Origin of the sequence: Frankia sp. ACN1ag (genome assembly GCF_001414035.1) — a bacterium.
GTDB classification, from domain to species: domain Bacteria; phylum Actinomycetota; class Actinomycetes; order Frankiales; family Frankiaceae; genus Frankia; species Frankia torreyi.
The window spans coordinates 1-20,530 of record NZ_LJPA01000013.1; the positions used below are offsets into that span (position 1 = coordinate 1).

Annotated in this window: 15 protein-coding genes and 5 pseudogenes; 14 read left to right on the forward strand and 6 right to left on the reverse strand. The window is 73.2% G+C overall.

Annotated features, from left to right (window positions below):
* Positions 1-189, forward strand: a pseudogene (locus UK82_RS13425) (IS4 family transposase); the annotation flags it as partial.
* A 340-nt stretch (positions 190-529) separates the two neighbouring features.
* The gene (locus UK82_RS13430; RefSeq protein ID WP_055407497.1) at positions 530-1,387 is read left to right on the forward strand and encodes an SAM-dependent methyltransferase; all 858 of its coding nucleotides are present in this window, start codon (positions 530-532) and stop codon (positions 1,385-1,387) included.
* 12 nt (positions 1,388-1,399) lie between these two features.
* On the opposite strand, the gene UK82_RS13435 is transcribed toward UK82_RS13430, so the two are convergent.
* The 6 genes and pseudogenes from UK82_RS13435 to UK82_RS33640 all read right to left on the reverse strand — a co-directional run bounded on the left by UK82_RS13435 (position 1,400) and on the right by UK82_RS33640 (position 8,026).
* Positions 1,400-3,646 (reverse strand): ATP-dependent RecD-like DNA helicase, encoded by a 2,247-nt coding sequence (locus UK82_RS13435; protein ID WP_055407500.1) that lies wholly within the window; start codon positions 3,644-3,646, stop codon positions 1,400-1,402.
* 73 nt (positions 3,647-3,719) lie between these two features.
* Positions 3,720-4,346: pseudogene (locus tag UK82_RS13440) on the reverse strand (acyl-CoA dehydrogenase family protein); the annotation flags it as partial.
* Between the two features lie 53 nt (positions 4,347-4,399).
* Entirely contained in the window at positions 4,400-5,038 is a 639-nt protein-coding gene (locus tag UK82_RS13445) for a TetR/AcrR family transcriptional regulator (RefSeq protein ID WP_055407502.1), read from the reverse strand.
* Entirely contained in the window at positions 5,025-6,359 is a 1,335-nt protein-coding gene (locus tag UK82_RS13450) for an EAL domain-containing protein (RefSeq protein WP_236705895.1), read from the reverse strand. Before UK82_RS13450 ends, UK82_RS13445 begins: the two co-directional genes overlap by 14 nt.
* Before the next feature lie 127 nt (positions 6,360-6,486).
* Positions 6,487-7,353, reverse strand: a complete 867-nt coding sequence (locus UK82_RS13455) for a LysR family transcriptional regulator (protein WP_044888181.1) — start codon at positions 7,351-7,353, stop codon at positions 6,487-6,489.
* Between the two features lie 529 nt (positions 7,354-7,882).
* Positions 7,883-8,026 carry a hypothetical protein gene (locus tag UK82_RS33640; RefSeq protein ID WP_157866998.1) on the reverse strand — a complete coding sequence of 48 codons (144 nt, stop codon included), beginning with the start codon at positions 8,024-8,026 and terminating at the stop codon, positions 7,883-7,885.
* Between the two features lie 96 nt (positions 8,027-8,122).
* On the opposite strand from UK82_RS33640, the gene UK82_RS13460 reads away from it, so the two are divergent.
* The 12 genes and pseudogenes from UK82_RS13460 (at position 8,123) to UK82_RS13500 (ending at position 20,484) form a co-directional block, all read left to right on the forward strand.
* Positions 8,123-9,001: a serine aminopeptidase domain-containing protein gene (locus tag UK82_RS13460; RefSeq protein ID WP_055407505.1), complete on the forward strand. Its 879-nt coding sequence runs from the start codon at positions 8,123-8,125 to the stop codon at positions 8,999-9,001.
* Positions 9,002-9,048: 47 nt separating this feature from the next.
* The coding region (locus tag UK82_RS37630; protein ID WP_236705896.1) for an LLM class flavin-dependent oxidoreductase at positions 9,049-9,781 on the forward strand (733 nt) is incomplete at its 3' end.
* A gap of 1 nt (position 9,782) precedes the next feature.
* Positions 9,783-10,221, forward strand: a pseudogene (locus UK82_RS37635) (LLM class flavin-dependent oxidoreductase); the annotation flags it as partial.
* On the forward strand, positions 10,218-11,220 hold a 1,003-nt coding region (locus UK82_RS13470), incomplete at its 3' end, for an acyl-CoA dehydrogenase family protein (protein ID WP_236705897.1). The pseudogene UK82_RS37635 and the gene UK82_RS13470, both read left to right, overlap by 4 nt.
* A gap of 1 nt (position 11,221) precedes the next feature.
* Positions 11,222-11,486: pseudogene (locus UK82_RS37640) on the forward strand (acyl-CoA dehydrogenase family protein); the annotation flags it as partial.
* A 120-nt stretch (positions 11,487-11,606) separates the two neighbouring features.
* Complete coding sequence (locus tag UK82_RS13475; RefSeq protein ID WP_044888177.1) at positions 11,607-13,280, forward strand: ABC transporter substrate-binding protein; 1,674 nt, start codon at positions 11,607-11,609, stop codon at positions 13,278-13,280.
* 68 nt (positions 13,281-13,348) lie between these two features.
* On the forward strand, positions 13,349-14,299 hold the full coding sequence (locus UK82_RS13480; protein ID WP_044888176.1) for an ABC transporter permease: 951 nt from the start codon (positions 13,349-13,351) through the stop codon (positions 14,297-14,299).
* A 14-nt stretch (positions 14,300-14,313) separates the two neighbouring features.
* Positions 14,314-15,393 (forward strand): ABC transporter permease, encoded by a 1,080-nt coding sequence (locus UK82_RS13485; protein ID WP_044888175.1) that lies wholly within the window; start codon positions 14,314-14,316, stop codon positions 15,391-15,393.
* Complete coding sequence (locus tag UK82_RS13490) at positions 15,390-17,114, forward strand: ABC transporter ATP-binding protein (protein ID WP_044888174.1); 1,725 nt, start codon at positions 15,390-15,392, stop codon at positions 17,112-17,114. Before UK82_RS13485 ends, UK82_RS13490 begins: the two co-directional genes overlap by 4 nt.
* On the forward strand, positions 17,111-18,785 hold a 1,675-nt coding region (locus tag UK82_RS13495; protein ID WP_236705898.1), incomplete at its 3' end, for a rhodanese-like domain-containing protein. The genes UK82_RS13490 and UK82_RS13495, both read left to right, overlap by 4 nt.
* A 1-nt stretch (position 18,786) precedes the next feature.
* A pseudogene (locus UK82_RS37645) lies at positions 18,787-19,021 on the forward strand (sulfurtransferase); the annotation flags it as partial.
* Between the two features lie 92 nt (positions 19,022-19,113).
* Positions 19,114-20,484: an FAD-binding oxidoreductase gene (locus tag UK82_RS13500; protein WP_236705923.1), complete on the forward strand. Its 1,371-nt coding sequence runs from the start codon at positions 19,114-19,116 to the stop codon at positions 20,482-20,484.
* The last annotated feature ends 46 nt before the right edge of the window (positions 20,485-20,530 follow it).

Here is a 20,530-nt window from a genome sequence, read left to right on the forward strand (position 1 = left end):
GTCTGGGGCGTCCTGCTGCTGCACCGGGCGTTACGGAAACTGATCCACGACACCGCGCTGGTCGAAGGGATCGACCCCGACCGGCTCTCCTTCACCCACACCGTCAAAGTCGTCCGCCGCCAAGTCGTGCGCCGGGCGCTTTTCCCCCCTCCGCCGGACGGCCCGGATCCTGGCCGCGGTGACCGCTGAGATCGCCGAACACGTCCTACCGAAACGGCTCCGCTCCCACCCCCGCGTCGTCCGACGCACCAAACGCACCCCGTTCCCCGCCAAGAAGCCGATCGACAAGCACCTCGCAGGACCGCCGCCCACCGTGGTCACAGTCCTGATCCGAACCTAAAGTTCCTGGTATTGCCCACCGGCCCTGCCCATCGCGCNCCCCGTCNCCCCGCCGTGTCCGCGGCCCCGCCCCCGGCTGCCGCGCCCGCTATGCCGCCACCCGTGACATTAGCCCTGCCCCTAGCCCTAGGGGTCACTACATTAGGATAATTCGCGAGGATCTTCCGATATGTGAGGGAGTTGTTCGCGGGTGACGAGCACGGATCCACACGGCACGCCGGGGACGTGGTGGAAGACCAAGGCCGACATGCGCAACCCGGTCGACCTGAAGACCGACCAGCCGCATTCGGCCCGGATGTACGACTACTACCTCGGAGGCAAGGACCACTTCCCGGTCGATCGGGATGCCGCCGAGCGGACCCTGGCCGTGTTCCCGAACGCCCGCATCGCCGCTCAGGCGAACCGGGCATTCATGATCCGAACCACCCGTCATCTGGCCGCGCAGGCCGGGATCCGCCAGTTCCTCGACATCGGCACCGGCATCCCCACCAGCCCGAACCTGCACGAGGCCGCCCAGGGCATCGCGCCGGACGCCCGGGTCGTCTATGCCGACAACGATCCGATCGTGCTCACCCACGCCCGGGCCCTGCTCGCCACCACCCCCGAAGGGCGTACCGCCTACCTCGACGCCGACCTGCACGACCCCGAGAGCATCCTCGGCGCTCCCGAGCTGCGCGCCACCCTCGACCTCACCCGGCCGGTGGCCCTCTCCCTGATCGCGACGATCCACTTCTTCCCCGACTCCGACGACCCCCACGCCCTCCTGCGCCGTCTCCTGCAGGCGCTGCCATCGGGCAGCCATCTGACCCTCACCCACGCCACCGCCGACTACGACGAGGGCATGGAAAGGGTCGCCGCCACCTACCGGGCCAACGGCATTCCCGCCCAGCAACGCGGTCGCACCGAGGTCGCCCGTTTCTTCGACGGCTTGGACCTGCTCGATCCCGGCCTCCAGATCGTGCATCGCTGGCGGCCTGACGACGACACCCCCGACGGCCTCACCGACGCCCAGGTCAGCTTCTACGGGGCCGTCGGTCGCAAGCCGTAGCAGCAGGGGCTCTCACGGCCGGGCGACGCGGTGGGTGAGGGCAGTGTGACGACGCCCGGCTCCCGGGGTCCGGACCGCGGCCGCCAGCGCCTTGCGGGAGCCGACCAGAACGACAAGCCTCTTGGCGCGGGTGACCCCGGTGTAGAGGAGGTTGCGTTGGAGCATCATCCACGAGGAGGTGGTGAGCGGAAGCACGACGGCAGGGTATTCACTGCCCTGGGAGCGGTGGATGCTGACGGCGTAGGCATGGGCGAGTTCGTCGAGTTCGGAGAAGTCGTAGCCGAGACTTTCGTCCTCGTCGGTGAGCACGGTCAACGTCTGGTCTTCGGTGTTGATGCCGGTGACGACGCCGACGGTGCCGTTGAACACCCCGGCCCGGCCCTTGTCGTAGTTGTTGCGGAGCTGGGTGACCTTGTCGCCCACCCGGAACACCCGCCCCCCGTAGCGGCGTTCGGGAGCGCCTTCCCGGGCAGGGGTGAGAGCCTCCTGTAGCAGATTGTTGAGGTTACCGGCCCCGGCCGGTCCGCGGTGCATCGGCGCCAGCACCTGGACGTCGCGGCGGGGATCGAGCCCGAAGCGTTTCGGGATGCGGTGGGCGACGATGTCCACCACCATTTTGGCGGTCTCCTCCGCCGGCTGCAGACCGGAGTCCTCGGACGGTTCGCAGGTAAACCAGAAGAAATCACCGAAGCCGTGCAGCCGCGGTGGTGTTCCGGCGTTGATGCGGTGGGCGTTGACCACGATGCCGGACTGCTGGGCCTGCCGGAAGATCCTGGTCAGCCGGACCCGGGGGATGGTGTCGGTGGCGAGCAGGTCGCGCAGGACCTCGCCGGCGCCGACGGAGGGAAGCTGGTCGACGTCACCGACGAGCAGCAGATGTGCCCCCGGCGGAACCGCCTTCACCAGCTTGTTGGCCAGGATGACGTCCATCATCGAGGACTCGTCCACCACCACCAGATCGGCCTCCAGCGGATTGTCACGGTCATATCTGGGGTCACCGCCGGGTTGCAGTTCCAGCAGCCGGTGGACGGTGGAGGCCTCGTGGCCGGTGAGTTCCGCCAGCCGTTTGGCGGCCCGCCCGGTCGGCGCGACCAGCACCACCCGGGCCTTGCGGGCCCGGGCGAGCTCCACCACCGAACGGACGGTGAAGCTCTTGCCGCACCCCGGGCCGCCGGTGAGTACCGCAACCTTGCGGGTGAGCGCGAGCCTGACCGCTTCCGCCTGTTCGTCGGCCAGGTCCTGACCGGTCCGGCCGCGCAGCCAGCTCAGTGCCCTGTCCCAGTCCACCTCCGCGAACGACGCCAACCGCTCCTCGTCGCAGGTGAGCAGCTGCAGGAGCCCGCCGGCAAGGGAGGTCTCCGCGCGGTGGAACGGCACCAGATAGACCGCCGGGACAGTGCCGTCTCCGGCGGGGATCCCCTCGCGGATCACGCCTTCGTCGGCGGCGAGCTGGTCCAGGCACGGCCCGATCAGCTCCCGTTCGACCTCGAGGATCTTCGCCGCATCGGTGATCAGGTTCGGTGCGGGCAGGAAGCAGTGCCCGTCGTTGGCGGCCTGCGACAGGGTGTACTGCAAACCGGCCTTGATCCGTTCCGGGCTGTCGTGGGGGATGCCGACGGCCTGGGCGATGGTGTCGGCGGTCCTGAACCCGATTCCCCACACGTCGGTGGCGAGCCGGTAGGGCTGCGTGCGGACGACGCCGATGGACTGGTCTCCGTACTTCTTGTAGATCTTCACCGCCAGGGAGGTGGACACCCCCACTCCCTGCAGGAACACCATCACCTCCTTGATCGCCTTCTGTTCCTCCCAGGCGTCGGCGATCTTCTTGGTGCGTTTGGGTCCCAGCCCGCGCACCTCGATCAGCCGCGCCGGCTCCTCCTCGATGATCCGCAGAATGTCGATGTCGAAATGCGCGACCATCCGCTCGGCCATCGCCGGCCCGATCCCCTTGATCAGACCCGAGCCCAGGTACCGGCGGATGCCCTGGATCGTCGCGGGCAGCACCGTGGTGTAGGAGTGCACCTGGAACTGCCGGCCATACCGGGGATGGCTACCCCACTGCCCGGTCAGCCGCAGACTCTCCCCGATCTGCGCGCCCAGCAGCGGACCGACCACCGTCAGCAGGTCCGGACCGGACCGCTCGGTGGCCAGCCGGGCGATGGTGTAGCCGGTCTCCTCGCTGACGAAGGTGATCCGCTCCAACACCCCCTCCACCACCGCCTGACGCGCGGCCTCAGCAGAAGAACGGGCAACCGTCACAGTCAGCCATTATGCGAAGCCCGCCGCGCAGCCGGTCAACACCCCACACCGCGCGGACCAGCAGATCAGCAGATCAGCCGGTGACGTCGCGGCCGATGAGCTGGCGGGCGATGATCCACTGCTGGAGCTCGTTGGCGCCCTCGAAGATTTCCAGAATCTTGGCGTCGCGGTACATCTCCTCGAGGCGGACGGATTCGCCGCTCTCGGCCACCCGGCGGGCAAAGCCGACCGCGCCGTGGATCTGGATGGCCTCGCGGACGAGGTCGTTGGCCAGGCGCGTGCCGTACGCCTTGGCCATCGCGGCCTCCGGGTCGGCGCTGCGATCGCCGCGGTCGAGCAGGAGCGCGGCCTTCTGGTACAGCGAGCGCGCGCACTCGATCTCGGTGGCCCGCTGGGCCATCTGGAACTGCCAGTGCTGCATGGCGCCGAGCGGGGCGCCGAACACGTGCCGGGTGCGCAACCGGTGCACGGCGAGGTCGAGGGCGGCCTGGGCGACCCCGACGCCGGCGGCGCCGATGCCGATCCGTCCGCGCACCAGCGCGGACAGTGCCACGCCGAGGCCGCCGTCGGGCGGACCGAGGACGTTGTCCGCCGGCACGTGCACGTCGGTGAACACGATGTCGGCGGTGAGCTGGCCGCGGTGGCCCATCTTCAGGTCGGGCGCGCCGATGCGGACACCGGGCGAGGACAGGTCGACCAGTGCGGCGCCGGCGCCACACGGGGCTCGATCGGGGTCTCGAAACGTCGCCGCGGTCAGCTCTCCGGGGCCGTCAGCATCTCGCGCAGCACCCGCTTCCACAGGGCCAGATGGGGCTCGGTGCGCGGGTTGTGCCCGGTGACGGCGTAGGTCAGGGCGACCCCGCGCATACTGGAGAAGATCAGGTCCCGGGCGGCGGGGAAGTCCGGGTGGGCGCTGAGCACCGGCCCGTACATCGTCGCGACGACGCTGTTGATCGCGCCGCCGAGCTGCCGTTCGGCGGCCGCGAGGGTGGCGGCGAGGTCGGCGTCGGTGCGGGCCGCGGTCCACAGTTCCATCGCCGCCCAGAAGTACGGCGCCCGGAACGTCTCCCACAGCAGGTCGGTGGCGAGGTCGATCCGCTCGCCGTCGTCGGCGGTGGGCCCGCCGGTGGCGGACAGGACGAACCGCCGCATCTCCTCGATGCGCTCGCCGGCCAGATGCTGGGCCGCCGCCACCAGCAGGTCCTCCCGGGACGGGAAGTGGTGCAGCAGCCGGCCGCGGGACACCCCGGCTCTGGTCTGGATCGCCACGGTGGTCGTCCGGGCGTAACCGTCCTCGAACAGTCCCCGGACCGCCGCGTCGAGGATGAGCTCGCGGCTGCTGGCGCGGCGCTGCCGCTGGGTGCGCCGGGGGTCGGGATCATCGACGGGCATCGGCCGACGATAGCGGGCCGTGGCGGTCCAGCCGGTTCGGTCGCGGCTCGCGGTGGGCGCCCGGGCCGGCCGGTGCCTGCAGGCCGCCGGGGTCGCCGGGGACAGCGGAGGGCCGCGTGTCGGGCCGCAGCCAGGCGGCCCCGGCGGGTGGGCCGGGATGGCCCAGCAGGAAGCCCTGGCCGTAGAGGATGCCCGCGGCCATCGCGGTGGCCAGCTCCGCCGGGGTCTCGATGCCCTCCGCGACGATGCTGCCCCCGATCTCGTCGGCGACCTGGACCAGGCCGGTCGCGATGGCGCGGCGGGCGGCGTCGGTGTCGATGCCCCGGGTGATGACGCCGTCCAGCTTGATGATGTCCGGGCGTAGGTGGAGGAGCTGCTCCAGGCCCGCGTAGCCGGTGCCGATGTCGTCGATGGCGATCCGCACCCCCCGGCTGCGCAGTTGCTCGACGGCCCGCAGCAGGTGCTTGTCGGTCCCGATGTGCTCGTGCTCGGTGATCTCGACGACGAGCCGATCGGCCGCAGCACCGGGAAGCAGATCCAGCAGGCCGGCGGAGATGGTGGTGGGGGAGGCGTTGACGGCCAGGGTGAGATCGCCGGGTAGGACGGGCAGGACGGCGAGCGCCCGGCCGATCGCGAGTCGTTCCAGCTCGGTGCTCAGCCCGACGGTGGTCGCGTCGGCATACCAGCGTTGCGCCCCGCCGCGTCCGTCCGGGAACCGGGACAGCGCCTCCACGCCGATGATGCGCTCGTCGGCGAGCCGGAAGATCGGCTGATAGATGATCCGTGGGCCGCCACTGTCGATGAGGTCGCTGACCTCCTGCCAGACCCGGCGCCGCCGCGCCCACATCTCGTGCAGGTCGAGGACGGTGTCGCTGAGGAACGCCGCCAGCAGGCGCAGGAAGCGCCCCTCGCGCTCGGGGCTCGCCGGCCGGGACCGGTGCCCGGCACAGCACAGGACGCCATACACCCTGCCCTCGGCGTCGACGATCGGCGCCGAGGCGTAGGAGCCGATGCCCCAGTCCCGGACGTCGCGGTTGCCGGCGAGGCTCGGATCGGCCAGAGTGTCCGCGACGATCGCGGGCAGCTCGCCGGTCAGCACCTGCCCGAGCAGGGAGTCCGGGTGGCTGACCGTCGCGCCCGCGTGCAGCCCGAACCCGGCGATGTCCCCGCACAGCACCTGCAGGACAAGGTGCCCGTCCTCGACCCTGGCCAGCGCGGCGAGGTCCATGCGCAGCTGGCGGCGCAGAATCTCGAGTAGATCCGCTACCACCGTGTCCGGTTGGGACAGTTCCGACTCAGCGGCGGCCAACGCGGGCACCATCCGGACCACCTCCGAGGGGAGCATGCCCGCCGTGACCTGCGGTCATGCCGGACGGCCCCGACAGGCGAACCCGACAGACGGCCCCGCCGGGTGGGCCGGCGACCGGGGCGGGACCCGGGGGCTGGCCTCAGGCCAGCGCGGCGATGACGGTGTCGCGGATGAGCTCGGCGAGCCGGGGCGGTGCACCCCGCCGAGTGCGGATGTGCAGCGGCTCGGGGGCGACCGGGGGCAGGTCGTCGCGCCGGACCAGGCCGGGGGGGACCGGGCCGACATCCGCGAGCAGCGCCACCCCGACGCCGGCCCGGGCGGCCTGCAGCACCCCGGCGAGGTGACCGGCCTCGCCGACCACCCAGGCGGTGCGGCCGACCCGCGCCAGGGTGTTCAACGCCTGGCTGCGGATCGTGCACGGATCGTTGATGGCCACCAGGGGCAGCGGACGGTCCGGTGGCGGCGGCGTCCAGCCGGCGGCCGCGTACCAGGCCAGCGGCAGGGTGCCGGCCGGCCGGGACACGGCGGCGCGGGCCGAGCCGATGAGCACGGCGACGTCGACCGCGCCCTGGTCGAGCGCCTCGGTGAGGCGGGCCCCCCGGTCGAGGCGAAACTGCACGCGCGCCTCGGGGAACCCGGCGGTGAGCGCCTCCATCCACAGCGGCAGCAGGTGATCCGCGGCGTGCTCGGTGGCGCCGACGGTGATCGTGGAGGGCCGGGCCGGGGCGCCGACACCGAGCTGTTCGAGGGTGCCGTCGTGCAGGGCGAGGAGCCGTCGTGCCGCGGCGAGCAGGAGCTCGCCGTCGGGGGTGAAGCGGGTGGCCCGACCGTCCGGCTCGACCAGCGGGCGCCCGACCGTCTTCTCCAACCGCCGGACGTGCTGGCTCACGGCGGACTGCGAGACGCACAGGGTCTCCGCGGCCCGCCGGAAGCCGCCGCTGTCAGCGATCGAGATGAGGCTGCGCAAAGCGTTTATGTCGAGCACGGAGGACACAAGGCGCACCATAACACGAACGATCGCGAATCCTGATCGGTGCGATCGCGGATCGGCGTTGGACAACCGGAGGAAAACCCACCATCCTCATGGACATGGTCGGCACGTCACGCGCATCCCGGTTCGGGCAGGTCAACGCCCCTCGTGCCGGCTGTGCCCTTGCCGTCCCGCTACCCAGGCGGGTGTTGACTCGTCGGCGGGTCGTCGACTTCGGCATCCTCGCCTCGTCCTGTTGTCGCTGCCGCTGACGCGAACCGCACCGCCAGCCGGCTTCGGACGCCGCCCCGGCCCCGCCTGACGGCCTCGGCGCGGTGACGCCCCGGCCGGCCGGGTAGGCCCTGCCGCCTGCCGGCCCGCCGCGACGGGTGGCGCCGCCCCGGGCGCAGGTCAAGCCCCGAGTCCCCGCGCGGCGCGACAGAGTCGGCGGGCGCCTGAGCTTGTCGGCCCTCCCGGTGCACGCGGTGCCCGTCCGCCCGCGCTTCCGTGCCGCTCCAGGCCGGGCGCCTCCCGCCCGGCCGCCTCCGCCCAGCCGTCCTTCTCGCTACGTCTCCGCCGCCGCCGTGCCCTCGTGCTCGGACGGCCGGCCGTGCGCGCCTGCCCCGTGCGTCGACGGCCCGCCGGCCCCGGTGTGCTCGCGCCGGCCAGGCCCGGCGCCACCGGCCACCGCGCCCAGCGCATCCACCATCACCACCCGCCCCGACCGCCTGTATCCGACCGCACGTACCCCCGGCCCGGGCCCCTGACCCGACCGAGTCCCCTCTCCCGGACGAAGGACGCCTCGATGACCTCCGCCCAGCTCTCCCCCGCGCCGGCCTCGACCATTGCCGCGTGGGACAACCCGCCCGCCGTCGCCCCACGTGGAACGATCATCCTGGTCGTCGGACGCGGCGAGCACCCCGGCGTCTACGAGCGGTTCGGCACCCGGATCGCGTTCGACGGGTACCGCGTGCGCGTCGTCGGCGACCCGACCGCAGACGCGGACGCGGTGACGGCGGACATCCGCACCCTGCTGAGCGACCCCGACCTGCCCGCGCCCCGCGTCCTGGCGGGCTCCGACGCCGGTGCCGCGTTCGTCGCCGCCCTCGCCGCGACGGGGACCGTGCAGGCCGACGCGCTGCTGCTCGTCGGCCTGCCGCCGGCCACCGCCGGCGCCCCGGCTCCGGCGGGCCCGGCCTCCGCGGCGGCCGCCACCTCGGTCGCGGTGGGGGCAACCGAAGCGGGGGCAACCGAAGCGGGGGCAATCGGAGCGGAAGGAGCTGCGGCGGGGGGCGAGGACGCCGACGGCGAGGGTCGCTGGGCGGCAGAGCTCGCGGCCCGTACGGCCTGCCCGACCCACCAGGCCCGGCTCAGCGCCGACCCGCACCTGCGTCGCGGGGGCCTGGACACGCCCGTGCCGCCGGCCTGGCTGGCCGACGGCGACCTGGGCCGGGTGGACCTGCCGGTGCTGGGCCTGCACGGCACGGCGGACCTCGTCAGCCCGCTCGGCCAGGTGCGCGCCCGTTACGCGGCGGCGCCCCGGGCCGAGCTGGTCACCATCGACGGGGGCAAGCACGACGCCCTCAACGACGCCACCCACCGCACCGCCGCTGCCGCCGTCGTGCTGTTCCTCGAACGCCTGCGGCTCGGCAGCGAGCTGCCTGCCATCGCGCGCTGGTCGTGACCTGCCCCCACCACCCCCGCGCCTGACCGCCTTCCCGGAGGACCCCGATGCCCGTCGAGTTCATCAGCGCGATCAACATCAACCAATCCAACGAGCTCAACCGGCTCGGGCAGACCGACATCGACCTGCCGTTCTTCAAGCGGTACGCGCGGGCGCTGGATGAGGGCGGCTTCGACTACACGCTCGTGGCCTACAGCTCGTCGTTCCACGACCCGTTCACCCTGGCCTCCGCGATCACCCAGCACACCGAGCGGGTCAGGCCCATCGTGGCGCTGCGGCCGAACACGATGTACCCGACGGTCGCCGCCAAGCAGCTCGCCACGCTCGATCAGCTCAGCGGTGGCCGGGCCGTCGTGCACTTCATCGCCGGTGGTGACGACCGCGAGCAGGCTCGCGAGGGCGACCGACTGAGCAAGACCGAGCGTTACGCCCGGCAGTCGGAGTACATCGACATCCTGCGCAAGGTGTGGACCTCGACGGCCCCGTTCGACCACGCCGGGACCTACTACTCGTTCGAGGACTTCGTCTCGCTGGTCCGGCCGGTCAACGGCACCATCCCGGTGTCGGTCGGCGGCTCCTCGGCCGAGGCCTACCAGGTCGGCGGCGCCAAGGGCGACATCTTCGGGCTCTGGGGCGAGCCGCTGGCCGAGACGAAGCAGCAGATCGACGCGGTGTACGAGCAGGCCCGCCTCGCCGGGCGCAGCGACACCCCGCGGATCTGGGTCACCTTCCGGCCGATCATCGCCCCGACCGAACAGCTCGCCTGGGAGAAGGCGCACCNCATTCTGGGCGTCCTGCAGGGCAACGGCGGGATCGTCCACAAGGGCTTCCGGGTGGGCGGCAACGCCACCCCGGCCAACGTCGGTTCCCAGCGGCTGCTGGCCGCCGCCGCCCGCGGTGAGGTGCACGACCGCGCGCTGTGGACCGCCACCGCCAAGGCGACCAACGCCGCCGGGGCGTCGACGGCGCTGGTCGGAACGCCGGAGACGGTCGCCGCGGCGATCCTCGACTACGTCGACCTCGGCGCCGAGCTGATCTCGATCCGCGGCTACGACAACTTCAACGACGTCGTCGACTACGGCCGCTACGTCCTGCCGCTGGTGCGCCAGGAGCTGGCCCACCGGGAGGCGACGGGCCGGCGCGGCGAGGTCGTGCCACTCGACGCGGGACTGCCCCAGCCAGAACTCGTCGGCGCGGCCGGGGCGCAGGTGGCGTCATGACCGCCCCGTCCGACGTGATCGTGTCGTCGACCGTCGAGGCCGGCTCCGTGCCGGCGGGAACGGCCGTGCCGGCGGGCGAGGCCGTGTCCGCGGCGCCGCTGCCCGCGGTCGACATCTCCGACGAGGCGCTGGCCCGGGTCGGCGCCCAGATCGCCGCCACCGCCGAGGAGTACGACCGGTCGGGGGAGTTCCCCTGGAAGGGCGTGCAGGCCGTGCACGACGCGGGCCTGCTGCGCCTGGGCATCGACCCGCGCTACGGCGGGCAGGCGCTGAGCCCGACCGACAGCATCCGGGTGTTCCTCGCGCTCGGCAAGGGCGACCCGTCGGTGGCGCTGGTCTCCGCGATGACCGTCTTCCAGCACGTGCTGCAGGCCCGTGACCCGTTCTGGCCCGACGAGCTCTACCGGAAGGTCGTCGCCGACTCGCTGGAGCGGCCGGTGCTGCTCAACGCGATCCGGGCCGAGCCGGAGCTCGGCGCGCCGGCCCGCGGCGGCCTGCCGGCGACGAAGATCCGCCGCACCGCCGACGGCTGGGTGGTCAACGGGCGCAAGGGCTTCGCGACCAGCTCCGAGGGGCTGAGCTACCACCTGGTCTGGGTCGCCACCGAGGAGGACGACCCGCTGCTCGGGCATGTGATCATCCCCGCCGACACGCCCGGCATCGAGATCGTCCGCACCTGGGATCACTTCGGGCTGCGGGCGAGCAGCACCCACGACGTGATCTACCGCGACGTCGAGGTGCCCGCCGCCAACTTCCACGGGCTGCCCGCCTCCGCCCAGACCCCGGACGCCGGGTTCGCCGCCGTCGGGATCGGGGCGACCGCCCTCTACATCGGGGTGGCCCGGGCCGCGCAGGAGTTCTTCCTGCGGTTCGCCAACGAGCGGGTCCCCACCGCGCTGGGCCGGCCGATCGCCACGACCGAACGGATCCAGACGGTCGCCGGGGAGATCGAGGCGCAGCTCGTCGCCGCCGAGGAGATCGCCTTCGGGGTGGCCCGCCNCTTCGAGGAGGACGCCCCGCAGGCGGCGGAGCGCTCCATCCTCGCCAAGCCGCTGATCGCCCGGGCCGCGATCACCGCGGTGCAGACCGCGGTCGCCGCGATCGGCAACCCCGGCCTGACCCGGCGCAACCCGCTCGAACGCCACCTGCGCGACGTCCACTGCGTCCGGGTCCACCCGCCGCAGGAGGACACCGCGCTGCTCATCGCGGGCCGCCGCGTCCTCGCCGCCGCAGCGCCTGCCGCTGCAGCGCCTGCCGCCGGCTAGCCGCCGCGTCCCCACCGTCCCGGCCGTCGGGCCTGGAATCCCGTCCGTCCCGTCTATCCCGTCCGTCCCATTCATCCCGTCCGCTCGTCGCGGAACGTCACAAGGGGGAGCACCATCACCATGTCCACGTCGCACCGTCACCGAACGAGGCGACGGCTGGCCGCTACAGCCGTCTCCGTCCTCGCGGCCGTCTCCCTCGCGGCCTGCGGGAGCGGCGGCTCCTCCGGCTCCTCCGGCACCTCCGCGGCCGGCGGCACGCAGGACGGCAAGCCGGTCCCCGGCGGGCGCCTGAAGATCGCCTTCTGGTCGGACTTCCAGTCCTGCATCGACCCGAACCAGGTGTACTGGATCGAGTCCCGCAGCATCGACCGCAACGTGGCCGACTCGCTGACCGACCAGGACCCGAAGACCGGCAAGATCGTCCCCTGGCTCGCGACGAGCTGGACGGTGAGCCCCGACGCCACCTCGTACACGTTCAACCTGCGCAAGGACGTGACGTTCAGCGACGGCACCAAGTTCGATGCGACCGCGGTGAAGACGGCCTACGACGGGCTGCACGACCTCGGCGCCAAGTCGACGCTCGGCCTCACCTACCTGGCCGGCTACAAGTCGACCACCGTCGTCGACCCGTACACCGTCAAGGTCGACTTCGCCACTCCCAACGCCGCGTTCCTGCAGGCCTCCTCGACGACGACGACGGCCATCCTGTCGCCGGCGACGTACAAGGAGACGCCCGAGGCACGCTGCGCCGGCAAGATCATCGGCTCGGGCGAGTTCACCCTCGACAGCTACTCGGCCGGCAAGTCGGTCAAGCTCACCAAGCGCGCCGGCTACGCCTGGCCCAGCTCGCTGATCGCGAACAAGGGCGCGGCGTACCTCGACGGCATCGACGTCAGCTACATCGCCGAGGACAACGTCCGGGTCGGCAGCCTGACCAACGGCACGATCGACATCGCCTGGCCGCGCCAGCCGATCACCTCCGCCGACCAGCAGGTCATCAAGGCCTCCGGCGCCACCATCCAGACCCGCGCCCTGCCCGGCATCATCGGGCTGCTGATCCCGAACGTCACCGCCGGCCGCCCGCTGGCCGACCTGCAGGTGCGCAAGGCGCTGTACAAGGCACTGGACCTGACCAGCTACGCCAAGACCGTGTACTGGGACGGCTACCCGGTGGCCAAGAGCTCGGTGACCTCGACCACCCCGTACGCGGTGGACCAGTCCGCCAAGCTCGTCTACGACCCCGCCGGGGCGGGCAAGCTGCTCGACGCCGCCGGCTGGGCGCTGGGCTCCGACGGCTACCGCCACAAGGACGGCAAGAAGCTGACGCTGTCCTACCTGACCAACGCGGCCGGCCCCGGTGACCAGCTCGTCCAGGACCAGCTCAAGAAGGTCGGCATCGACTACCAGATCAAGGTCGTCACGGCCGCGCAGCTCACCCCGACCGGCAACGCCGGCGACTGGGACCTCTCCGGCGGCTACCTGACCCGGGCGGACCCGAGCGTGCTCGGCTCGTCGCTCGACCAGGCCGTCTCCAAGCAGTACACGGCGAAGTACTCCCAGGACCCGGCGACCGCGGCGAAGATCAGCGCACTGTTCGCCAAGGGGCTGTCCACGGCCGACCCCACCCAGCGCGCCGCCGCCTACAAGGACCTGCAGGACGCCCTGATCGACAACGGGGTGGCCTTCCCGCTCTACGACCGGCTGCAGACCGCCGGCGTCTCGGGCAAGGTGCACGGCTTCGCGTGGACCTCGGAGAGCTTCCTGCGCGCCAACGACATCTGGCTGTCCAAGTAGGACCCCGCACCTAGAACCGGAACCACCACCGTGGGACCGGAACCCGCCACCGTAGGACCGGTACCCACATGCCCCGTTATCTCGCCGGTAGGGTCGCCCAGGCACTCCTCGTGCTCTGGGCGGCCTACACCGTCACCTTCATCATCCTGAACGTCCTGCCCAGCGACCCGATCACCCTGCAGCTCAGCGCGGGCGGCGCCGACGTCAGCCAGCTCACCCCGGCGCAGCTGCACGACCTGAAGGCGCACTACGGCCTGGACGACCCGATCGTCGTGCAGTACTTCCATCACCTGTGGAGGGCGCTGCACTTCGACTTCGGGATGTCGCTGACGCAGAACGTCTCGGTGGGCTCGCTCATCACTGACAAGCTGCCCTCGACGATCGCGCTCACGGCCGTCGCGATCGGGGTCGTGCTGGTGCTCGGCCTCGGCATCGCCTTCCTCGCCACCTACGTCCAGTGGCGCCCGGCTCGGGTGCTGCTCGCCCGGCTGCCCGCGGTCGGCGTCTCACTGCCGCAGTTCTTCGTCGGGCTGCTGCTCATCCAGGTCTTCTCGTTCTCGCTGACCTGGCTGCCCGCGACCGGCACCCACGGCTGGCGCAGTCTGGTGCTGCCGGCGATCACGTTGGGCCTGCCGCCCTCCGCGATGCTCGCCCAACTGCTCACCCGCAGCCTCAACGACACCTGGCGTGAGCCTTACATCACCACCGCCCGGGCCAAGGGCCTGTCCCGCTGGACGATCCAGGTCCGGCACGCGCTGCGCAACGCCTCGTTGCCGGCGCTGACCCTGCTCGGCGTGCTCGTCGGGTACACCGTCGTCAACGCGGTCGTCGTCGAGACGGTGTTCTCCCGCAACGGCATCGGCCAGCTCGCGCAGCAGGCGGTGCTCGGCCAGGACGTGCCGGTCGTCCAGGCCATCGTCCTGATCGCGGCGGCCCTGTTCGTCGTGGTCAACCTGCTCGTCGACCTGCTCTACTCGCTGCTCGACCCGCGCGTGGCACGCGCGGGTCGAGCAGCCTGAGGGGGACCGCACCGATGCCCGACAAGATCCTCTCCCCGAAGTCCGACCGCGGGCCCGACCTCGTCGCGGCGCCGGAGCAGCGCGCGGCCGAAGCCCGCGCCGCCGCCCCGGCCGCAGGCGCCCCACCGATAACGCCGGTTGCCGTCGCGACCGATCTCGCGGCGGCGGGCGGTGCCGCGGCGTCAACCGTCACCGCGGCACCAGCACCGGAACCGGCACCTGCGCCGGCAGTGGGCGACGCCGGTGTGGACGGGGAGAATCGGCGACGCCGGGACGACCTGTTCGCGGCGGCCGGACCGCTGCTGCGCCGCCCGGGGTTCGTCCTCGCCGCGCTGTTCGTCGCCTTCGTGATCGTGTCGGGCCTCCTGCCCTCCCTGTTCACCTCGTACAAGCCGTCCGCGACGTCCCCGACCGACAAGTTGAAGGGGCCGAGCCTGGACCATCTGTTCGGCACCGACGAACTCGGCCGGGACCTGTTCAGCCGGGTCCTGCACGGCTCCACCCTGACCATCAAGGCGACCGGCGGTGCGGTGCTCATCGCCATCGTCGCGGGCCTGGCCATCGGTGTCGTCGCCGGCTTCTTCGGCGGCTGGGTCGACAGCGTGCTCATGCGGATCATCGATATCCTGCTGGCGATCCCGATGCTGCTGATGGCCCTGGTGATCGTCACCGCGCTCGGGTTCGGCCTGCTGCCGATCGCGATCGCCGTGGGGGTCACCATCACCCCCACCTTCGCCCGCACCACCCGGGCCGAGGTGCTACGGGTGAAGGAACAGCCCTACGTGGAGGCGGCGCGCACCGGCGGCGCCTCCTGGGGGCGGGTGCTGGCGCGCCACATCCTGCCGAACTCGTGGGGACCGGTGTCCGTGCTCGCCGTGCTCGACTTCGGCACCGCCGTGCTCACCATCTCCTCCCTGAGCTTCCTCGGGTTCGGCACGCCGCCGCCCGCCGCCGAGTGGGGCACGCTGATCTCCAACGGCCGCAACTTCCTCATCACCAGCCCCTGGCTGTCGCTGCTGCCCGGCCTGTTCGTCGGCCTGGTCGTGTTCAGCCTCAACCACATCGCCCGCACCCTCGAGGAGATGCAGCGTTGAGCACCGAGGCAGCGCCGCTCGACGGCCCCGTCACGCCCGCCGACACGAGCCCCATCGTGGAGCTGGCCGGGCTGTCCGTCGGCTACCACCAGCGCGGCCGCACCACCCTGGCGGTCGAGGAGGTCGACCTCGCGATCGCCCCCGGGGAGACGGTGGCCGTCGTCGGCGAGTCCGGCTCCGGCAAGACGACGACGGCGAACGCGATCCTCGGGCTGCTGCCGTCGAGCGGGGTGATCACCGCCGGGCGCATCCGGATCGCCGGCACCGACGTCACCGGTGCGCCCGACCGGGTGCTGCGCACCTTCCGGGGCAACGTCATCGGGCTCGTCCCGCAGGACCCGATGGTCGGACTCAACCCGACGATGCGCATCGGCGGGCAGATCGCCGAGGTGGTGCGCCGCCGCGGCGTCGACAAGCGCCTCGTCGGCGCGGAGGTGATCGAGGCGCTGGAGCGCGCCGGGGTGGACCAGCCGGCGGTGCGCGCCCGGCAGTACCCCAATGCGCTGTCCGGCGGACTGCGCCAGCGGGTGCTCATCGCCATCGCGATCGCCGGGCATCCCCGGCTCATCGTCGCCGACGAGCCGACCAGCGCGCTCGACGTCACCGTGCAGCGGCGCATCCTCGACCACCTCGGCGGCCTCGTCGCCGAGACCGGCGCGTCGCTGCTGATCATCACGCATGATCTCGGTGTCGCCGCCGACCGGGCCGACCGGGTCGTGGTCATGCAGCGCGGGCGGATCGTCGAGCAGGGCGAGCCCGCGGCGATCCTGCTGCGGCCCCGCGAGCCCTACACCCGCCACCTCATCGCCGCCGCCCCGGCGCTGTCGCACGCCGGCGGCGTCGTGCCCCACTTCACCGACGTCACCCCGGCGCCCGAGGTACTGCGCCTGGACGGGATCGGCAAGGACTTCCGGCTGCCGCGCACCGCCGGCGGCGAGCGGACGTTCCGCGCCCTCGACGATGTCACCCTGTCGGTGCGCGCCGGGCAGACCCTCGGCCTCGTCGGCGAGTCCGGCTCCGGCAAGACGACCGCGCTGCGCATCGCGATGGGCCTGGAGAAGCCGACCCAGGGCCGCGTCCACCTCGACGGCGTCGACATCACCGACGCCGGCTGGTCGCAGCTGCGCCCGCTGCGGCGGCGCTTCCAGCTCGTCCACCAGAACCCCTACTCCTCGCTGGACCCGCGGTTCACCGTCGCGCAGACCATCGCCGAGCCGCTGGTGTCGTTCCGGGTCGGCGACCGGGCCAGCCGCGCCGCCCGGGTCCGCGAACTGCTCGACCAGGTGGCCCTGCCGGCCGCGTTCGCCGACCGCAAGCCGGCGGAGCTCTCCGGCGGCCAGCGCCAGCGGGTCGCGATCGCCCGGGCGCTCGCCCTCGAACCCGAACTGGTGTTCCTCGACGAGCCGGTGTCGGCGCTCGACGTGTCCGTGCAGGAGCAGATCCTCACCCTGCTGCTGCGCCTGCAGGCCGACCTCGGCGTCGGCTACCTGTTCATCTCCCACGACCTCGCGGTCGTCGCCCAGCTCGCCCACCACGTCGCGGTGCTGCGGGGCGGGCGGATCGTCGAGAGCGGACCCGCCGAGACCATCCTCACCGCACCGGCCGAGGAGCACACCCGCGAGCTGCTCGGCGCGGTCCCCGGCCAGCGTTTCGCCGCCGAGCTCGCCGCCGCCCCGGCCGCGGCGTCCCACCAGACACGACAGAAGGGATCGGGGCGATGAGCCGCCGGTACATAGTCATCGGAGCCGGCGCGGTCGGCGCGACCATCGCCGCGGAGCTGCACCTCGCCGGCATCGACGTCGTCGTCGTCGCCCGGGGTGCCAACCTGGAGGCGCTGCGCGCCCACGGGCTGCGCTACCTCCGCCCGCCGGCCACCGAGGGTGGCCCGGCCGAGGAACGGCGCGTGGACCTGGCGGTGGCCGGCGGGCCGGACGAGGTGGAGCTGCGCTCCGGCGACGTCCTCGTGCTCGCCACCAAGTCCCAGGACTCCGAGGCCCTGCTCGCCGCCTGGGCCTGGCAGCCGGTCGACGGCGGGCGCACCACGGCCGCCGAGGCGCTGCCCGTCGTGCTGCTGCAGAACGGCATCGAGAACGCCCGCACCGCGCTGCGCCGCTTCGCCGTCGTCGTCGACGCGATGGTGCTCAGCCCGTCGTCGCACCTGCGGCCGGGCGAGGTGATCTCCCCGGCGGCGCCGCTCGTCGCCGGCTTCCTGCTGGGCCGCGCGCCCGGCGGCGGCGTCGGCGACCCGGCCGTCGAACAGATCGCCGCCGACCTGCGCCGCGGGGCGAGCGCCGTGCGGATCGTCGACGACATCGGCCGCTGGAAGGCCGGCAAGCTGCTCGGCAACCTCGCCTACAACCTCGACGCCCTCTACCCGCCGAGCCCCCGGCGCGACGCCGCCTCCGCCGAACTCGTCGCCGAGGCGCGCCGGGCATTCGACGCCGCCGGCATCGACATCGCCGACCTGCGCCAGGACGGCGGGTTCGACCACACCCAGCTCGTCATCCACGACATCCCCGGCTTCCCGCGCCAGGGCAGCTCCACCTGGCAGAGCCTGGCCCGCGGCGGCTCGGTCGAATCGGACTTCCTCAACGGGGAGATCGTCCTGCTGGCCCGGCTGCACGGCCTGACCGCCCCGGTGAACGCGGGCGTGCAGCGGCGCATCGCCGTCGCCGCCCGCCTCGGCACCCCGCCGGGCGGCCTCGGCGACGCCGACCTCGCCGAGCTGCTGGCCGCGGGCCGGGTGGCGCGCGGGTCCGGGGCGGGCCGCCAGCCCAGCGGCGAGGTACTCGTCGACGCCAAGGCGCTGCACGACGAGCTGGGCTCGGCGCAGGCGCCGCTGCTGCTCGACGTCCGCTGGGCGCTCGGCGACCCGCACGGTCACGACCACTACCGCGAGGGTCACCTGCCGGGCGCCGTCTACGTCGACCTCGACACCGAGCTCGCCGCCGCCCCCGGCGGCACCGCCGGGCGCCACCCGCTGCCCGAGCTCGCCGACCTTCAGCAGGCCGCCCGCTCCTGGGGGCTGACCGCCGGGCGCCCGGTCGTCGTCTACGACGACAACGGCGGGCTGTCCGCCGCCCGGGCATGGTGGCTGCTGCGCTGGGCCGGCATCGCCGACGTCCGCATCCTCGACGGGGCGCTCGGCGCCTGGCGTGACGCCGGCCTGCCGATCGAGACCGGAGAGATCATCCCACTGCCCGGCGACATCGTGCTCGAGGCGGGGCACCTGCCCGTCCTCGACGCCGACACCGCCGCCGCGGTGGCCCGCGAGGGGATCCTGCTCGACGCCCGCGCGCCCGAGCGGTACCGCGGCGAGGTGGAGCCGGTCGACCCGCGCGCCGGCCACATCCCGGGGGCGGTCAGCGCGTCGACGGGGGACAACCTCGACGNCGCCGGCCGGTTCCTGCCCGCCGCGGAGCTGCGCGCCCGCTTCCTCGCCCTCGGCGCCTCGGCCGGCGGCGGCGCCACGCAGGCCCCGATCGGGGTGTACTGCGGGTCGGGGGTGACGGCCTCACACGAGATCGCCGCCCTCGCCGTCGCCGGGTTCGACGCGGCGCTGTTCCCGGGTTCCTGGTCGGCGTGGTCGTCCGACCCCGCCCGGCCGGTCGCCACCGGCCCGCGGTGACCGCCACCCCGCCCCGGCCGTCGGCGCCCCGGCCGTCGGCGCCCCGGCCGTCGGCGGCCGGCATCGCGCCGCGGGCCCGCGCCGCCGGCCCGGTGGACGCGGACGTGATCCGCGCGGACGCCTTCGCCGTCGCGCTGCCCGTCGGCCGGTGGAGTACGGACCCGGCGGTCGTCGACGCGCACCGCCTCGACCGCTCGGGCTGGATCCCCGACGGCCGCCCGCTCGGGGTGGCGTTCGCCCGCGAGGTCGCCGACGTGCAGGCGGTGCTGCGGGTCGCCGTCGCCCGCGGGGTGCCGGTGACGGTGCGCGGCGCCGGCACGGGCCTCGCCGGCGGTGCCGCGGCCGCGCCGGGCGGTGTCGTGCTGGACCTGGCGGGGATGAACCGCATCCGCGAGCTGTCCGTCGACGACGCCGTCGCCGTCGTCGAACCGGGCGTGATCACCGCCGATCTCGACGCCGCCGCCCGCGAGGCCGGCCTGTGCTACGCGCCGGACCCGGCGAGCGCGGCGATCTCCACGATCGGCGGGAACATCGCCACCAACGCCGGCGGGCTGCGCTGCGCCAAGTACGGCGTGACCCGCGAGTCGGTGCTGGGCCTCGACGTCGTCCTCGCCGACGGCGAGCTGATCAGCACCGGGCGGCGCACCGTCAAGGGCGTCGCCGGCTACGACCTGACCGGCCTGTTCGTCGGCTCCGAGGGCACCCTCGGCGTCGTCGTCGGCGCGACCGTGCGGCTGCGGCCGGTGCCGCGGGCCACCGTCACCCTCGCCGCCTTCTTCGACACCGTCGCCGCCGCGGTCGACGCGGTCACCGCGCTGGGCGCCGCCGGGATCGTCCCCGCCGTCGCCGAACTGCTCGACGCCCGCACCGTGCGGGCCGTCGACGCCGCCACCGGCAGCGACCTGGCCGACCACGGGGAGGTGTTCCTGCTCGTCCAGACCGACGGGTCGGGCGCCGCCGAGGAGGCCGACGCCGCCGAGGCGGTCCTCGCCACCCGGGCCCGGCTGGTGCGGCGCTCCGCCGACGCGGCGACCGCCGAGACGCTGCTCGCCGCCCGCCGCGCCGCGCTGCCCGCCCTGGAACGCCTCGGGCGGGTGCTCATCGAGGACATCGCCGTGCCGCGGGGGCGGTTGGCGCAGGCCGCCGCCCGCGTCGCCGAGATCGGCGCCGCCACCGGGGTGGAGATCTTCACCCTGGCACACGCCGCCGACGGTAACCTGCACCCGATCATCGTCGTCGACCCGGCCGAGCCGGAGATCCCGCGCCGGGCGTGGGCGGCCGCCGAGCAGATCTTCGCGCTCGCGCTGGAGCTCGGCGGCACGGTCACCGGCGAACACGGCGTCGGGGTGCTCAAACGGCGCTGGCTGGCCACCGAGCTCGGCAGCCGCAGCCACGACCTGCAACGCCAGGTGCGCCGGGTCTTCGACCCGACCGGCATCCTCAATCCCGGCCGCGCCCTCTGACGCCCCTTGGCAACGCCCCCCGCGCGGCGGAACCGGACAGGGGGCC

Coding starts and splice junctions, on each gene's coding strand:
- UK82_RS13445 (WP_055407502.1), bottom strand. CDS start 5,038: ATGCCCGTCGATGATCCCGACCCCCGGCGCACCCAGCGGCAGCGCCGC.
- UK82_RS33640 (WP_157866998.1), bottom strand. CDS start 8,026: ATGGTGGATGCGCTGGGCGCGGTGGCCGGTGGCGCCGGGCCTGGCCGG.
- UK82_RS13485 (WP_044888175.1), top strand. CDS start 14,314: ATGCCCGACAAGATCCTCTCCCCGAAGTCCGACCGCGGGCCCGACCTC.
- UK82_RS13455 (WP_044888181.1), bottom strand. CDS start 7,353: ATGGTGCGCCTTGTGTCCTCCGTGCTCGACATAAACGCTTTGCGCAGC.
- UK82_RS13480 (WP_044888176.1), top strand. CDS start 13,349: ATGCCCCGTTATCTCGCCGGTAGGGTCGCCCAGGCACTCCTCGTGCTC.
- UK82_RS13475 (WP_044888177.1), top strand. CDS start 11,607: ATGTCCACGTCGCACCGTCACCGAACGAGGCGACGGCTGGCCGCTACA.
- UK82_RS13450 (WP_236705895.1), bottom strand. CDS start 6,359: ATGGTGCCCGCGTTGGCCGCCGCTGAGTCGGAACTGTCCCAACCGGAC.
- UK82_RS13460 (WP_055407505.1), top strand. CDS start 8,123: ATGACCTCCGCCCAGCTCTCCCCCGCGCCGGCCTCGACCATTGCCGCG.